We start from the raw sequence: 14202 nt of genomic DNA on the forward strand, positions 1-14202 counted from the left end.
CCCCGACACCCGCGCGACACCCCGACCCGTCCGCCGGCGCCACACCCCGACCCGTCCGCCGGCGCGGCACGAGGAGCCACCGATGACCGACACCCCCGAGACCGGGCTGTACACCGAACTGCTCGACGTCGCGCTGGAGGCCGCCCGGCGCGCCGGCGCGCTGCTGCACGAGGAGCGCCCCGAGGGGCTCGGCGTGGCCGCCACCAAGACCAGTCCGATCGACGTGGTCACCGAGATGGACCTGGCCTCGGAGAAGCTGATCACCGCGTATCTGGCGGAGTTCCGGCCGGAGGACGGCCTGCTCGGCGAGGAGGGCGCGAACAGCGAGGGCAGCAGCGGCGTGCGGTGGGTCGTCGACCCGATCGACGGCACGGTGAACTACCTCTACGGCCGCCAGGACTGGGCGGTGTCGATCGCCGCCGAGACGGCCGGCGAGACGGTCGTCGGGGTGGTCGCCGCCCCGGCGCGCGGCCACGTCTACCACGCGGTGCGCGGCGCCGGCGCGTGGCTCGGCGGGGAGCGGCTGCGCTGCCGGCCCGCGCCGCCGCTCGCGGAGTCCCTGATCGGGACGGGCTTCGGCTACGTGCGGGAGCGGCGCGAGGCGCAGGCGGAGGTGGTCGCCCGGCTGCTTCCGCAGGTGCGGGACATCCGCCGCTCGGGCTCGGCGGCGCTCGACCTCTGCGACGTGGCGGCCGGACGGCTGGACGGCTACTACGAGCGCGGCACGCACGCCTGGGACTACGCGGCGGGGGAGCTGATCGCGAGGGAGGCCGGCGCGCTCACCGGCGGCCGGGCCGGCCGGCCCGTCGGCCCGGATCTGGCGGTCGCCGCCTCCCCGGGCGTCTTCGACGAGCTCCAGCCGCTGCTGGAAGCCCTGGGGGCGTGGCACGACTGAGCCCCCAGGGCCCTCCCGGGGCCACTGGGACGCCCCGGCCGGTGCCGGGGCGCCCGGCCGTCAGCTCGCGGCCACCTGGACGCCGTGCTCCTGCGCCAGGCGGCGCAGGTCGTCCAGCTCCGCCTCCTCGACCTCCGCGAGGAAGTCGTCACCGGCTTCGCGAGCGCGGTGCAGGTCGTGTTCGGTGCTCTTTATCCGCTGGAGGAGTCCGGCGGTGAACGCGTCCATCGTGCGCCCCCTCGTCATGGGTAGGTGGCACAGGGGTGTGCCGAGGATGGGCCGATCACGGCGTGGTCCCGATGGGGGCGTGCGGCGCGCATGGCATGCCGCCTACCGGGCGTGATCGAGGGTGTGCGGTTGTCCTCCCCTCCGGCAACCTCAGAGAAACCTCAGATCCCCGCGAATATCCGGGGTTCCTCCGGCGACGTCCGGGGAAACGCCCTCGGCCCACCCGCCCGCCAGGGGCCTTACAGCCGGTTTACCGCTGTTCGGGGCACGATGGGTGGTGGATCCGATCAGTGTGAGGGAAGGACAGCACCGTGCGCGTACTCGTCGTCGAGGACGAGCAACTGCTCGCCGACGCCGTGGCCACCGGACTGCGCCGGGAGGCCATGGCCGTCGACGTGGTCTACGACGGCGCCGCCGCGATCGAGCGGGTGGAACTGAACGACTACGACGTGGTCGTGCTCGACCGCGACCTCCCCCTGGTGCACGGTGACGACGTCTGCCGCCGGGTGGTGGAGCTCGGTCTGCCCACCCGGGTGCTGATGCTCACCGCCTCCGGGGACGTCAGCGACCGGGTCGCCGGTCTGGAGCTGGGCGCCGACGACTACCTGCCGAAGCCGTTCGCCTTCACCGAGCTGGTCGCCCGCGTGCGGGCGCTGGGCCGCCGCACGAGCGCCCCGCTGCCGCCGGTGCTGGAACGCGCCGGCATCCGGCTGGACCCCAACCGCCGGGAGGTGTTCCGCGACGGCCGCCAGGTGCAGCTCGCGCCGAAGGAGTTCGCGGTCCTCGAGGTGCTGATGCGCGGCGACGGCGCGGTGGTCTCGGCCGAGCAGCTGCTGGAGAAGGCGTGGGACGAGAACACCGACCCGTTCACCAACGTGGTGCGGGTGACGGTGATGACGCTGCGGCGCAAGCTCGGCGAGCCCCCGGTGATCATGACCGTGCCCGGCTCCGGCTACCGGATCTGAACGACCAGCGCGACCCAAGGAACCGAGGACCACGGTGCCCGCTCCCATCAACCCGCCGCCGCACTGGAACGGCCCCACGGCCGGCCAGTCGCCCGGCGTACCGCCCAAGCCGACGTGGAACCCGTCCACCCCGGGGGTCTTCCCCCGGCTGCGCCCCACGATCCGCATCCGGCTCACCCTGCTGTACGGCGGGATGTTCCTGATCGCCGGCATGCTGCTGCTGGCGATCATCTACCTGCTCGCCGCCCGCGCCATGCAGGACGGCACCACGATGCCGATCCAGATCATCGAGGGACGTGTCCAGGCCACCAGCGACACCTGCCTGGTGCCGATCTCCGAGGCCACCACCGGCAGCCAGCTCAACGACGCCGTGCACGAGTGCCTGCGGCAGCAGCGCGCCCAGGCGCTCGACTCCCTGCTGAAGCGGTCGCTGGTGGCGCTGCTGGGGCTCGCGGTCGCCGCCTTCGCGCTCGGCTACCTGATGGCCGGGCGGGTGCTGTCGCCGCTGGGACGCATCACCCGCACCGCGCGCCAGGTGGCGGGCTCGGACCTGCACCGCAGGATCGAGCTGGACGGCCCGGACGACGAGCTGAAGGAGCTGTCGGACACCTTCGACGACATGCTGGACCGGCTGGACCGCGCCTTCACCGCCCAGCAGCGTTTTGTCGCCAACGCCTCCCACGAGCTGCGCACCCCGCTGGCGATCAACCGCACGCTGCTGGAGGTGCAGCTCTCCGATCCGGACGCCTCGCCGGAGCTGCAGCAGCTCGCGAAGACCCTGCTCGCCACGAACGAGCGCAGTGAGCAGCTGGTGGAGGGCCTGCTGCTGCTGGCCCGCAGCGAGAACGAGATCGTCGACCGGCGGCCGGTGGACCTCTCCGAGGCCGCCTCGCACGCCGTGGAGCAGGTGCGGCCCGAGGCCGAGGAGCGCGGCGTGGAGGTGCGCGGTGTGCGGCAGCCGGTGTACGTGCAGAGCAACGGCGTGCTGCTGGAGCGCATCGCGCTGAACCTGGTGCAGAACGCCGTGCGCTACAACGTGCCGGAGGCGGGCTGGGTGGCGGTGAGCACGGCCGCCAGGCCCGGTCAGGCGGTGCTGACCGTGGAGAACACCGGGCCGCAGGTGCCCGCGTACGAGGTGGACAACCTGTTCGAGCCGTTCCGCCGGCTGCGGACGGAGCGGACCGGCTCGGACAAGGGAGTGGGCCTGGGGCTGTCGATCGTCCGCTCGGTCGTCCGCGCGCACGGCGGTACGATCACGGCCGCGCCCCGCCCCGACGGCGGGCTGCGGATCGACGTGGCCCTCCCGGTCTGACCCGGTCTGACCCGCCATGTGGCGGGCCGGTCACCGTGTGCTGCCGCCAAGTGGGTAAATTTATGGACAAGAATACGGCCGTGTTCGAGTTGTGAGCGATCACACAGGCGAATTCTTCTCACCCGCCCACCGCGACGGGCAAAATAGGACAGATCGGCGGATCGAGAAGGTTTCCGCAGGTTGTGATCGCGGGAAGTACCCGGGATGACGGCCCGCAGAGGGCCCTTCGAGGCCTTTGCGGGTCCTGTCGACGGCCATGCCGCTCACCTCTTCAGGCGTCCGGTTGGGTGTCGATTGAGTAACAGACCTTGATGTGAGGCAAAATCTCCGCCTCGGGTCGGGCACAACTCCGACCGCTCACGCGTTACGTGCGCTGAGACACCACAGCAACCCGGAGGGGGAGAGCACCATGGCAACGGATTACGACACGCCACGCAAGACCGATGACGACGCCAACGAGGACAGCATCGAAGAGCTGAAGGCCCGGCGGAACGACAAGGCCGCCTCCAGCGTCGACGTCGACGAGTTCGAGCAGGCAGAGGGGCTGGAGCTGCCCGGAGCGGATCTCTCCAACGAGGAGCTTTCCGTCCGCGTGCTGCCCCGGCAGCAGGACGAGTTCACCTGCATGAGCTGCTTCCTCGTGCACCACCGCTCACAACTGGCGGAGGAGAAGAACGGCCAGCCGATCTGCCGCGACTGCGCGGCCTGATCGCCGGCCGGCAGCCGGCGTTCGGAGTCCCGACGATGGTCGGACCCCCGACGACCAGCGCCCGGACGGCCGTGCGTCCCCGCACGGCGGCCGGGCACGCGCACGCAGCGGAGCGAGGCCGGCCGGCCTCGCTCACCTTCGTGTGTGAGGCCGGCCCGTTCCGGTGTGAGGCCGACTCGGCCGCCACGACCGTCCACGGCCCCGGCCGTGCGGCGTCCGGATCCGGTACACGATCCCCAGAGACCCGACGACGACCGAAGAGGACAGCGGGCGTCCCTGGGAGACGTGGCCGACCGACCGGACCCGACCGGTCTCAGCCGCCGGTCGCCGACCCGTGTCCCGACTCCGCCCGGGCCGCCTCCAGCGCCGCGACCAGGCGCGCCGGCCGCCGCGTGGACAGGTACAGGTAGGGCGTCGGATCGTCCGGGTCGACGACCTCCACCCGGACCGCCGTCGGCACGTACGACCGCAGCAGCATGAACGCCCTCGGGTCCGCCTTGAACGTCCGCCAGGCGTGGCTCTCCTCCCGGTCCAGCGCCTCGGCCTCGCCGAGCGCCGTCACCGGGACACGCGCGTCCCCCGCCAGCAGCGAGCCGGCCACCACCCGCAGCCGCGCGGAGCCGTACACGCTCACCACGGCCGCCGCGGTACCACCGGCCGCGACCAGCCCGACAAGGCTCGGCAACACTCCCAGGGGGAGCAGGGTCAGCCCGATGCCGACCCCGCACAGCGCGGCCGTCAGCCACCAGGTACCGGGAGCGGTGAGGCGTTCGTCGTAGTGCTGCATGCCTCCAGCTTGGCACGCGGACCCACCGGTGCCCCCGGCGGCGGTAGGGTCTGGACTCGTGACAGCACCAAAGACCTCGCTCGTGCCGCCTGCTGAGGCCGTTCCACCGGTTCGCCACCCCGACGCGCCGGCCCCCGGGGAGCCCATCGGGTCCCACTACGACCAGTGTTTCGGCTGCGGCTCCGGCCAGCCCCACGGCCTCCAGTTGGCCGCCCGGGCCGGTGACGGCGTCAACGTCACCGCCGAGTTCACCGTGCGTCCCGAGCACCAGGGCGCGCCCGGCCTCGCGCACGGCGGCGTGCTGGCCACCGCGCTCGACGACACGCTCGGCTCGCTGAACTGGCTCATGCACGTCATCTCGGTGACCGGCCGACTGGAGACGGACTTCCTCCGCCCGGTGCCCGTCGACACCGTCCTCCACCTCGACGCCGAGGTCACCGCCGTGCACGGTCGGAAGATCTACTGCACCGCCACCGGTCGGATCGGCGGCCCCGAAGGCCCGGTGGCCGTACGCGCGGACGCGGTGTTCATCGAGGTGAAGGTCGAGCACTTCGTCAACAACGGCCGTCCGGAGGAGATCCAGGCCGCGATGAGCGACCCGGACCAGGTCCGCCGGGCCCGCGCCTTCGAGGTGAACCCGTGACCGCCCGCCCGCACGTCGAGGTGCTCATCCAGCGGATCGACCCCGAGGTCCCGCTGCCCGCCTACGCGCACCCGGGCGACGCCGGCGCCGACCTGGTCACCACCGAGGCCGCCGAACTCGCCCCCGGCGAGCGCGCGGTCCTGCCCACCGGCGTCTCCATCGCCCTGCCCGACGGCTACGCGGCCTTCGTGCACCCGCGCTCGGGCCTGGCCGCCCGGTGCGGCGTCGCGCTGGTGAACTCACCCGGCACGGTCGATGCCGGGTACCGTGGAGAGATCAAGGTGATCGTGGTCAACCTCGACCCGCGCGAGAGCGTGCGGTTCGAGCGGTTCGACCGCATCGCCCAACTGGTCGTCCAACAGGTCGAGAAGGTGCGTTTCCACGAGGTCTCGGAGCTGCCGGGCTCGGCCCGTGGCGCCGGCGGCTTCGGCTCGACCGGCGGCCACCCCGGTGCTCGGGCAGCCGGTGGCGCCCCCTCGGGGCCGGCCGGCGCTGTTGGCTCTGCACAGCACAACTCATACGCTGCGGTCGGCGCGGACGAGACCGCCGACCTGAAGGGACAGTGACGTGTTCGGACGTCGAAAGCGGGACGAGAAGCCCAAGGGCGTCTCGGACGACATCGAGGCCACCGAGGCCACCGAGACCACCGACGAGGACGCCGACGGCAACGGCGTCGACGAGGCCGCGCGGGTCAAGCTGCCTCCCGCCCCCCGCCCCGACGGCCCCTGGGACCTCTCCGAGGTGAGCGAGCCCGACAAGGGCCGCGTCGACCTGGGCGGCCTGTACGTGCCCGGCGTGGAGGGCATGGAGCTGCGCGTGGAGGTCGCCGGCGACGCGATCGTCGCGGCCACCGTCGTCCTGCGGGACAGCGCCGTCCAGCTCCAGGCATTCGCCGCGCCCAGGCGGGAGGGCATCTGGGACGAGGTCCGCGAGGAGATCGCCTCCGGGATCACCCAGCAGGGCGGTGTCATCGACGAGGTCGAGGGCCCGCTGGGCTGGGAGCTGCGCGCGCAGGTCCCGGTGCAGCTGCCGGACGGCAAGAACGGCGTGCAGGTCGTGCGCTTTGTCGGCGTCGACGGCCCGCGCTGGTTCCTGCGGGGGGTCATCTCCGGCCAGGGCGCCGTGCAGCCGCAGGCCGCGGGCCTGCTGGAGCAGATCTTCCGGGACGCCGTGATCGTCCGCGGCGACGCGCCGATGGCGCCCCGCGACCCGATCGTCCTCAAGCTCCCGGACGACGCCCAGATGGTGCCCGACACCGTCCAGCAGGACGCCTCCGGCAGCGGCTCGCGCTTCGCCGGCGGCATCGACAAGCTCCAGCGCGGCCCGGAGATCAGCGAGATCCGCTGACCACCCGCCGCGCGACCGGGGACGGCCGCCGTGACCCGGTGTCACGGCGGCCGTCCCCCGTCGACTCCCGCCCCGCCGGCGTCTAGGCTCGACCCGGGCACCGTCCCGGCGCACGGCGTACGGGACCGGCTGCGGCGCGGCGACACCCACGGAAGGGGCGCGCCGCGCACACGGGGAACGACGGGGAAGGGGCGGGACGCATGGGCGCGGAACAGCCGATGGTCGAGGTGCGGGACCTCCACCGGTCCTACGGGAGCGGACCCGGCGCGGTGCACGCCCTGCGCGGCGTCTCCCTGACCGTGCCGCGCGGCGAACTCGTGGCCGTCACCGGCCGCTCGGGCTCCGGCAAGACGACCCTGCTCAACCTGGTCGGCGGCCTCGACACGCCCGACTCCGGAGCTGTCACCGTCGACGGCACCGACCTCGGCCACCTCTCCGAGACCGACCGCCTCGAACTGCGCCGCGACCGGATCGGCTACGTCTTCCAGTCGTTCGGCCTGATCCCCATCCTCACCGCCGCCGAGAACGTCGGCGTGCCCCTGCGCCTGCGCCGCGCCGCGCCCGCCGAACGCGACGAGCGTGTCGCGCTGCTGCTGTCGCTCGTCGGCCTCGCCGACCACGCGGAGCAGCGGCCGGGCGAACTGTCCGGCGGCCAGCAGCAGCGGGTGGCGATAGCCCGCGCGCTGGCCAACCGGCCGGCGCTGCTGATCGCCGACGAGCCGACCGGCCAGCTCGACGCCGACACCGGCATGGCGGTCATGGAACTGCTGCGCGCCCTCGTCCACAGCTCCGACGTCACCGCGCTGGTCGCCACCCACGACAGCCGGCTGGTCTCGCTCGCCGACCGGGTGTACGAGCTCCGGGACGGCCGCGCCGAGGAGCCGGCCCGCGCCGCCACCGCAAGCTGAGCCCGCCGGCCACGCACGACGAGGCCGCAGGTCCCAGCGGTGCGCGGGTGCCCGAGAATGGGCGCATGGCACCACGCGGAACACTGCGGATCTACCTCGGGGCGGCGCCCGGCGTGGGCAAGACCCACGCCATGCTCTCCGAGGGGCACCGTCGGGCGGAGCGCGGCACGGACGTCGTCGTCGGCTTCGTCGAGCCCCACTCCCGCCCCCGCACCGAGGCGCTGCTGCACGGCCTGGAGGTCGTGCCGCGCCGCGCCGCCGGCACTCCGGGAGCCGGCGAGATGGACACCGACGCCGTGCTGCGCCGCGCCCCGGCGGTCGCCCTCGTCGACGAGCTGGCACACCACAACACGCCCGGCACGCCCAACGACAAGCGCTGGCAGGACATAGAGCAGCTGCTGGACGCCGGCGTCGACGTCGTCTCCACCCTCAACATCCAGCACCTGGAGTCGCTGGGCGATGTCGTCGAGTCGGTGATCGGCATCCGCGAACGCGAGACCGTGCCGGACGAGGTGGTCCGCCGCGCCGAGCAGGTCGAGCTGGTCGACATGACCCCGCAGGCCCTGCGGCGCCGGCTCGCCCACGGCAACATCCACAGCCCCGACCGCGTCGACGCGGCCCTCTCCGACTACTACCGGCCCGGCAACCTCACCGCGCTCCGCGAACTGGCCCTGCTGTGGACGGCGGACCGGGCCGACGAGTACCTCCAGCAGTACCGCACCGAGCACTCCATCCGCCGCACCTGGCGGGCCCGCGAACGCATAGTCATCGGCCTCACCGGGGGACCGGAGGGCCGCACTCTCATCCGCCGCGCCGCCCGGCTCGCCGCCAAGGCCTCCGGCGGCGAACTCCTGGCGGTCTGCGTCGCCCGCGCGGACGGCCCGACCGAGGCGTCGCCCGGCGAGCTGGAAGTGCAGCGCAGCCTCGTCGAACAGCTCGGCGGCACCTTCCACCAGGTGGTCGGCGACGACGTGCCCCACGCCCTGCTGGACTTCGCGCGCGGCGTCAACGCCACCCAGATCGTGCTCGGTTCCAGCCGCCGACGCCCCTGGCAGTACGTGTTCGGGCCGGGTGTCGGGGCGACCGTGGCCGGCGAGTCCGGTCCCGACCTCGACGTGCACATCGTCACCCACGAGGAGGCCGCCAAGGGCCGGGGACTGCCGCTGGTGGGCGGCCGGGGACTGCGCCGCGGCCGGCTCATCGGCGGCTGGCTGACAGCCCTGGCCGCGCCGCTGCTGCTGACCGCACTGCTGATCGGCCTCGACCCCACGGTCGGGCTGACCAACACCGTGCTGCTCTTCCTGGCCGTGTCGGTGGCCGCCGGCTTCACCGGCGGGGTGCTGCCGGCGCTGACCTCCGCCGCGCTGTGCTCGGTGCTGCTGCACTACTACTTCACCGAACCCGTCCGCACCTGGCGGATCGACGACCTCCAGGACGTCATCACGCTGGTCAGCTTCTTCGGCGCCTCCGCCGCCGTCGGCCTGGTCGTCGACCTGGCGCTGCGGCGTGCCCGGCAGGCGGCCAGGCTGCGCGCCGAGTCGCAGGTGCTTGCCATGCTCGCCGGCGGCGTGCTGCGCGGCGACGACTCGCTTCAGGCCCTGCTGGAACGCGTGCGGGAGACGTTCGGCATGGAGGCCGCCGCGCTGCTGGAGAGAAGGGCCGACCACGGGCCGTGGAACTGCGTCGCCAGCGTCGGCCTGCCGCGCCACGGCCGCCCGCTGGCCAGCCCGGAGGACGGCGAGACCGACATGCCGGTCGGCGACCACCTGATGCTCGTCCTCTCCGGCCGTCTGCTCCCGGCGGCCGACCGCCGGGTGCTGGCCGCGTTCGCCGCCCAGGCCGTCGGCGTGCTCGACCGCCAGCGGCTGCGCCACGAGGCCGGCGAGGCGCGCCGGCTCGCCGAGGGCAACCGCATCCGCACCGCCCTGCTCGCCGCCGTCAGCCACGACCTGCGCACCCCGCTGGCGGCCATCAAGGCCGCCGTCACCTCGCTGCGCTCCACCGACGTCGCCTGGTCCCCGGAGGACGAGGCGGAGCTGCTGGAGGCCATCGAGGACGGCGCCGACCGGCTCGACCACCTGGTGGGCAACCTGCTGGACATGTCCCGCCTGCAGACCGGCACCGTCACCCCGCTGATCCGGCGGACCAACCTGGACGAGGTGGTGCCCAAGGCGCTCGGCGGCGTCCCGGAGGACAGCGTCCGCCTGGAGATCCCCGAATCCCTCGCCCTGGTCGCCGTCGACCCGGGCCTGCTGGAACGCTCGGTGGCCAACATCGTGGAGAACGCCGTCAAGTACAGCCCGCCCGGCGAGCGGGTCAAGGTCTCCGCCAGCAGACTGCGCGACAGGGTCGAGCTGCGGGTCACCGACCGCGGCCCCGGTGTGCCCGACAGCCACAAGGAACGCATCTTCGAGCCCTTCCAGCGGCACGGCGACGCGCCGCGCGGCGCCGGCGTCGGGCTCGGTCTCGCCGTCGCCCGGGGCTTCGCCGAGGCCATGGGCGGCAGCCTGGAGGCGGAGGACACCCCCGGCGGCGGCATGACCATGGTCCTGACCCTGCCCGTCGCCGACCCGGCCCGCTCCCGCACCACCACCGAACCGCCGGCGAAGGCGTCGCTGTGACCCCTCGTCAGGCAACCGCCGCCGCCCGTGTCAGGAAGGGAAGCCCGCACATGACGTCCAGGCACCGCGTGCTCGTGGTCGACGACGAGCCGCAGATCGTCCGCGCCCTGGCCATCAACCTCCGCGCCAGGGAGTACGAGGTGGACACCGCCGGAGACGGCGCCACCGCGCTGGGGCTCGCCGCCGACCGCCGCCCCGACGTGATCATCCTGGACCTCGGGCTGCCGGACATGGACGGCGTCGAGGTGATCAGGCGGGTCCGCGAGTGGACCAGGGTGCCCATCCTGGTGCTCTCCGCCCGCCAGACGTCCGACGAGAAGGTCAAGGCACTCGACGCGGGCGCCGACGACTACGTCACCAAGCCGTTCGGCATGGACGAACTGCTGGCCCGACTGAGGGCGGCCGTCCGCCGCGCGGAACCCGCCCCGGACACCAGCGAGCCCGTCCTGGTGGAGACCGAGCGGCTGAGCATCGACCTGGGCGCCAAGAAGGTCCGCAGGGACGGCGCCGACGTCCGCCTCACCCCCACCGAGTGGCACCTGCTGGAGGTGCTGGTGCGCGCGAGCGGCCGGCTCGTCAGCCAGAAGCAGTTGCTGCAGGAGGTCTGGGGCCCCGCCTACCAGACCGAGACCAACTACCTGCGCGTCTACATGGCCCAGCTCCGCCGCAAGCTGGAGGCCGACCCCTCGCACCCGAGGCACTTCATCACCGAACCGGGCATGGGCTACCGCTTCGAACGCTGATCCGGGACACGGCGCCGCCGTCCCGCGCCGGGGCACTCACGTGCCCCTCCTCACGTCCGCCGCGGTGGCCGGACACCGCGGACCCCCGGGTAACCTGGCCGATATGGGTAGCCTCAGCGGAGCCGAGAAACGGACGGGCCGGATACGCCGTCTGATGGACCGGTTCCAACCAGCGGAAGAGCGACCGGAGATCCGCTCCGACCTGGGCAGTGCCGAAGCCGTCAGCGGGTGCACGCCCATCTGCGACTGCGCCGACCGGCAGGTCGTCAAGGTGACCGGGACGCTGCGTACGGTTACACTCCGGGCCCGGGCCGGCGTGCCCGCGCTGGAGGCGGAGCTCTTCGACGGCTCCGCGTCGCTGCACCTGGTCTGGCTCGGCCGCAGGTCCATCGCGGGAATCGCGCCGGGCCGCGCCATGATCGCCTCGGGCCGGATCGCCATGAGCCACGGACGGCCCGTACTGTTCAACCCCAAGTACGAGCTGCGACCCCTGGGACAGGAGTAGCGGGTGACCCCACTCGACAAGCCCACAGCGGACCCGGCGCCGGCCGCCGACACCGAGGTGACGAAGGCGGCCTTCCTGGAGGCGTTCGGCGGCGTGCGCGGGATGGTCGAGACGACCGTGCCCGGGCTCGTCTTCGTGCTGAGCTACACCGTCAACCGGGACATCCACGTCTCGGCCATCGCGGCGCTCTGCCTCTCCGCCGTGATGGCCCTGCTGCGGCTGGCCCGGCGGGACACCGTCAAGCACGCCTTCAGCGGGGTCTTCGGCGTCGCCATCGGCGCCGTCTTCGCGATGATGTCCGGCGACGCGAAGAACTTCTACCTGCCCGGCATGCTCTACACCCTGGGCCTGGCCGTGGCCTACCTGGCCAGCTCGGCCGCCGGCTGGCCGCTGCTCGGGCTCATCCTGGGCCCGCTGTTCCGGGAGAACCTCTCCTGGCGCACCCGCAACCCCGGCCGCAAGGCCGCCTACACCAAGGCCAGCTACGCCTGGGGCCTGGTGCTGCTCGCCAAGTCGGCGATCACCTTCCCGATCTACTTCTGGGGCGACGCCACCCAGCTCGGCTGGCTGCGGGTGGCGCTCGGCATCCCGCCGTTCCTGCTCTGCGTCTACCTGACCTGGATCTTCCTGGCCAAGGCGCCCGCCCCCATCGACGTCATCGCCGAGATGGAGGCCGAGGAGGAGCGGGAACGCGCCGCCGAAGCCGCCGCCAAGGCCGCCGGTGAGCCGCAGGCCGCCGGGGAGGCGGCCGCCAGGGCCGACGCCGCCGCCGACGCCGCCGCGCGGGCGGAGGCCACCGCACGCCCTGCGGCCGAAGGCCGCAAGGCCGCCGGCGAGGGCTGAGCCCCCAGCGGAGGAACGCGGCGTCAGCAGCAGAACGTGGCGCCGACCCGGTGAACGATCCGGGTCGGCGCCGCGTTTGCGTCCTCGTGCGGCGAGGCGGCCAGAGGCGGCCGGAAGAGGCCAGCGGCGGCTATCGGGGCACCGACAGCAGCGCCTCCAGCTCCTCCTCGCGTTCCGGCGCCGCGACGAACAGCAGCTCGTCGCCCGACTGGAGCACGTCGTCGGGCTGCGGCGCGATGACCTTGTTGCCCCGGATGATCGTCACCAGCGCGGTATCCCGGGGCCACGCCACGTCGCCGCACCGGGAGCCGGACAGCGGGGCCTCCGGCGGCAGCGTCAGCTCCACCAGGTTCGCCTCGCCCTGGCTGAAACGCATCAGCCGGACCAGGTCGCCGACGCTGACCGCCTCCTCCACCAGCGCCGACATCAGCCGCGGCGTGGAGACGGCGACGTCCACGCCCCACGCCTCGTTGAAGAGCCACTCGTTGCGCGGGTCGTTCACCCGCGCCACGACCCGCGGCACGCCGTACTCGGTCTTCGCGAGCAGCGACACCACCAGGTTCACCTTGTCGTCGCCCGTCGCCGCGATCACCACGTTGCAGCGCTGCATGCCGGCCTCGTCCAGCGAGGCGATCTCACAGGCGTCGGCCAGCAGCCACTCCGCCTGCGGCACGCCCTCGACCGATATCGCCTTGGGCGCCTTGTCGATCAGCAGCACCTCGTGCCCGTTCTCCAGCAGCTCGCCCGCGATCGAACGGCCGACCGCGCCGGCCCCCGCGATGGTCACCCTCATGCCGCACCGCCTTCCGACCGCCGCGGGCCCCGGTCGAACACGGCCTCCACCCTGCCGACCTCGTCACTGCGCATCATCACGTGCACGAGATCACCCTCCTGTAGGACGGTCTCCGCGTTCGGCAGCAGCGCCTCGCCCATCCGGGTGATGAAGGCGATGCGCGCGCCGGCCTCCTGTTGCAGCCGCCCGGCCAGCTCCCCGACCCACGCGGGGGAGAGGTACACCTCGGCGAGCTGTACCGCGCCCGTCGGGTCGCGCCACAGCGGCTCCGCCCCCGACGGCAGCAGCCGCCGCAGCATCTGCCCGGCCGTCCAGCGGACCGTCGCCACCGTCGGGATGCCGAGCCGCTGGTACACCTCCGCGCGTCGCGGGTCGTAGATGCGGGCTGCCACGTTCTCCACGCCGAACATCTCGCGCGCCACCCGGGCCGAGATGATGTTCGAGTTGTCGCCGCTGCTGACGGCCGCGAACGCGCCGGCCTCCTCGATCCCGGCCTCGCGCAGCACCTGCTGGTCGAAGCCCAGCCCGGTCACGCGCCGGCCCCGGAAGCCGCTGCCGAGCCGCCGGAAGGCCGCCGGGTCCTGGTCGATGACCGCGACGCTGTGGCCCTGGCCCTCCAGCGTCTGGGCCAGCGCGGCGCCGACCCGCCCGCACCCCATGATGACGATGTGCATGAGGCCGCTACCTCGCACCTTCCTGCTGCCTGACTGAACACGGCTGACTCGGCGGGTCCGTTCCGTCCCCCGGGCGGTCGCGAGTCAGACCGTGACAGTAACGCTACTCGCCCCCGGCCCGCCCGGCGGCTCCACGCTCACTGGGTGGAACGCCGTGTTCCGCGCGCGGGCCCTCGGCCACGGACCTCCCGCCCGCCGCGGGCCCGTTCGCCTCAGGCCCGCTGGCCCC

Annotated in this window: 16 protein-coding genes; 12 read left to right on the forward strand and 4 right to left on the reverse strand. The window is 73.3% G+C overall.

What is annotated here, in order from left to right:
* Positions 1-82: 82 nt before the first annotated feature.
* Positions 83-895, forward strand: a complete 813-nt coding sequence (locus tag GL263_RS09925; RefSeq protein WP_182855237.1) for an inositol monophosphatase family protein — start codon at positions 83-85, stop codon at positions 893-895.
* A gap of 60 nt (positions 896-955) precedes the next feature.
* Here the strand turns inward: GL263_RS09925 and GL263_RS09930 are convergent, their stop codons facing one another.
* Positions 956-1123, reverse strand: a complete 168-nt coding sequence (locus GL263_RS09930; RefSeq protein WP_182855238.1) for a hypothetical protein — start codon at positions 1121-1123, stop codon at positions 956-958.
* A gap of 311 nt (positions 1124-1434) precedes the next feature.
* Between GL263_RS09930 and GL263_RS09935 the strand changes: the two genes are divergently transcribed.
* From GL263_RS09935 to GL263_RS09945, 3 genes are all read left to right on the forward strand, one after another.
* Positions 1435-2088 carry a response regulator transcription factor gene (locus GL263_RS09935; protein ID WP_182855239.1) on the forward strand — a complete coding sequence of 218 codons (654 nt, stop codon included), beginning with the start codon at positions 1435-1437 and terminating at the stop codon, positions 2086-2088.
* A gap of 34 nt (positions 2089-2122) precedes the next feature.
* Positions 2123-3400: a sensor histidine kinase gene (locus tag GL263_RS09940; RefSeq protein ID WP_438947940.1), complete on the forward strand. Its 1278-nt coding sequence runs from the start codon at positions 2123-2125 to the stop codon at positions 3398-3400.
* A 409-nt stretch (positions 3401-3809) separates the two neighbouring features.
* The gene (locus tag GL263_RS09945) at positions 3810-4109 is read left to right on the forward strand and encodes a DUF4193 domain-containing protein (protein WP_143649927.1); all 300 of its coding nucleotides are present in this window, start codon (positions 3810-3812) and stop codon (positions 4107-4109) included.
* Between the two features lie 313 nt (positions 4110-4422).
* On the opposite strand, the gene GL263_RS09950 is transcribed toward GL263_RS09945, so the two are convergent.
* The gene (locus GL263_RS09950) at positions 4423-4896 is read right to left on the reverse strand and encodes a DUF3093 domain-containing protein (protein WP_182855240.1); all 474 of its coding nucleotides are present in this window, start codon (positions 4894-4896) and stop codon (positions 4423-4425) included.
* A 58-nt stretch (positions 4897-4954) separates the two neighbouring features.
* On the opposite strand from GL263_RS09950, the gene GL263_RS09955 reads away from it, so the two are divergent.
* The 8 genes from GL263_RS09955 (at position 4955) to GL263_RS09990 (ending at position 12506) form a co-directional block, all read left to right on the forward strand.
* Entirely contained in the window at positions 4955-5539 is a 585-nt protein-coding gene (locus tag GL263_RS09955) for a PaaI family thioesterase (RefSeq protein ID WP_323379329.1), read from the forward strand.
* Positions 5536-6105 carry a dUTP diphosphatase gene (dut, locus tag GL263_RS09960; protein WP_182855242.1) on the forward strand — a complete coding sequence of 190 codons (570 nt, stop codon included), beginning with the start codon at positions 5536-5538 and terminating at the stop codon, positions 6103-6105. Before GL263_RS09955 ends, dut begins: the two co-directional genes overlap by 4 nt.
* A 1-nt stretch (position 6106) precedes the next feature.
* Entirely contained in the window at positions 6107-6886 is a 780-nt protein-coding gene (locus GL263_RS09965; protein WP_182855243.1) for a DUF3710 domain-containing protein, read from the forward strand.
* A gap of 200 nt (positions 6887-7086) precedes the next feature.
* Complete coding sequence (locus tag GL263_RS09970; protein ID WP_182855244.1) at positions 7087-7794, forward strand: ABC transporter ATP-binding protein; 708 nt, start codon at positions 7087-7089, stop codon at positions 7792-7794.
* 65 nt (positions 7795-7859) lie between these two features.
* Complete coding sequence (locus tag GL263_RS09975; RefSeq protein WP_182855245.1) at positions 7860-10415, forward strand: ATP-binding protein; 2556 nt, start codon at positions 7860-7862, stop codon at positions 10413-10415.
* A gap of 50 nt (positions 10416-10465) precedes the next feature.
* Positions 10466-11158 (forward strand): response regulator, encoded by a 693-nt coding sequence (locus tag GL263_RS09980; protein WP_182855246.1) that lies wholly within the window; start codon positions 10466-10468, stop codon positions 11156-11158.
* A gap of 103 nt (positions 11159-11261) precedes the next feature.
* Positions 11262-11663, forward strand: a complete 402-nt coding sequence (locus GL263_RS09985) for an OB-fold nucleic acid binding domain-containing protein (RefSeq protein WP_182855247.1) — start codon at positions 11262-11264, stop codon at positions 11661-11663.
* 3 nt (positions 11664-11666) lie between these two features.
* Positions 11667-12506 (forward strand): DUF3159 domain-containing protein, encoded by an 840-nt coding sequence (locus GL263_RS09990; protein WP_182855248.1) that lies wholly within the window; start codon positions 11667-11669, stop codon positions 12504-12506.
* Positions 12507-12636: 130 nt separating this feature from the next.
* On the opposite strand, the gene GL263_RS09995 is transcribed toward GL263_RS09990, so the two are convergent.
* Positions 12637-13299, reverse strand: coding sequence for a potassium channel family protein (locus tag GL263_RS09995; protein ID WP_182855249.1), 663 nt, complete (start codon positions 13297-13299; stop codon positions 12637-12639).
* Positions 13296-13973 (reverse strand): potassium channel family protein, encoded by a 678-nt coding sequence (locus tag GL263_RS10000; RefSeq protein ID WP_182855250.1) that lies wholly within the window; start codon positions 13971-13973, stop codon positions 13296-13298. Before GL263_RS10000 ends, GL263_RS09995 begins: the two co-directional genes overlap by 4 nt.
* Between the last annotated feature and the right edge of the window lie 229 nt (positions 13974-14202).

It is taken from the genome of Streptomyces durbertensis, assembly GCF_014156695.1.
Classification (GTDB): domain Bacteria; phylum Actinomycetota; class Actinomycetes; order Streptomycetales; family Streptomycetaceae; genus Streptomyces; species Streptomyces durbertensis.

Coding starts and splice junctions, on each gene's coding strand:
- GL263_RS09950 (WP_182855240.1), bottom strand. CDS start 4,896: ATGCAGCACTACGACGAACGCCTCACCGCTCCCGGTACCTGGTGGCTG.
- GL263_RS09930 (WP_182855238.1), bottom strand. CDS start 1,123: ATGGACGCGTTCACCGCCGGACTCCTCCAGCGGATAAAGAGCACCGAA.
- GL263_RS09970 (WP_182855244.1), top strand. CDS start 7,087: ATGGGCGCGGAACAGCCGATGGTCGAGGTGCGGGACCTCCACCGGTCC.
- GL263_RS09985 (WP_182855247.1), top strand. CDS start 11,262: ATGGGTAGCCTCAGCGGAGCCGAGAAACGGACGGGCCGGATACGCCGT.
- GL263_RS09925 (WP_182855237.1), top strand. CDS start 83: ATGACCGACACCCCCGAGACCGGGCTGTACACCGAACTGCTCGACGTC.
- GL263_RS09945 (WP_143649927.1), top strand. CDS start 3,810: ATGGCAACGGATTACGACACGCCACGCAAGACCGATGACGACGCCAAC.
- GL263_RS09980 (WP_182855246.1), top strand. CDS start 10,466: ATGACGTCCAGGCACCGCGTGCTCGTGGTCGACGACGAGCCGCAGATC.
- GL263_RS10000 (WP_182855250.1), bottom strand. CDS start 13,973: ATGCACATCGTCATCATGGGGTGCGGGCGGGTCGGCGCCGCGCTGGCC.
- GL263_RS09995 (WP_182855249.1), bottom strand. CDS start 13,299: ATGAGGGTGACCATCGCGGGGGCCGGCGCGGTCGGCCGTTCGATCGCG.
- GL263_RS09975 (WP_182855245.1), top strand. CDS start 7,860: ATGGCACCACGCGGAACACTGCGGATCTACCTCGGGGCGGCGCCCGGC.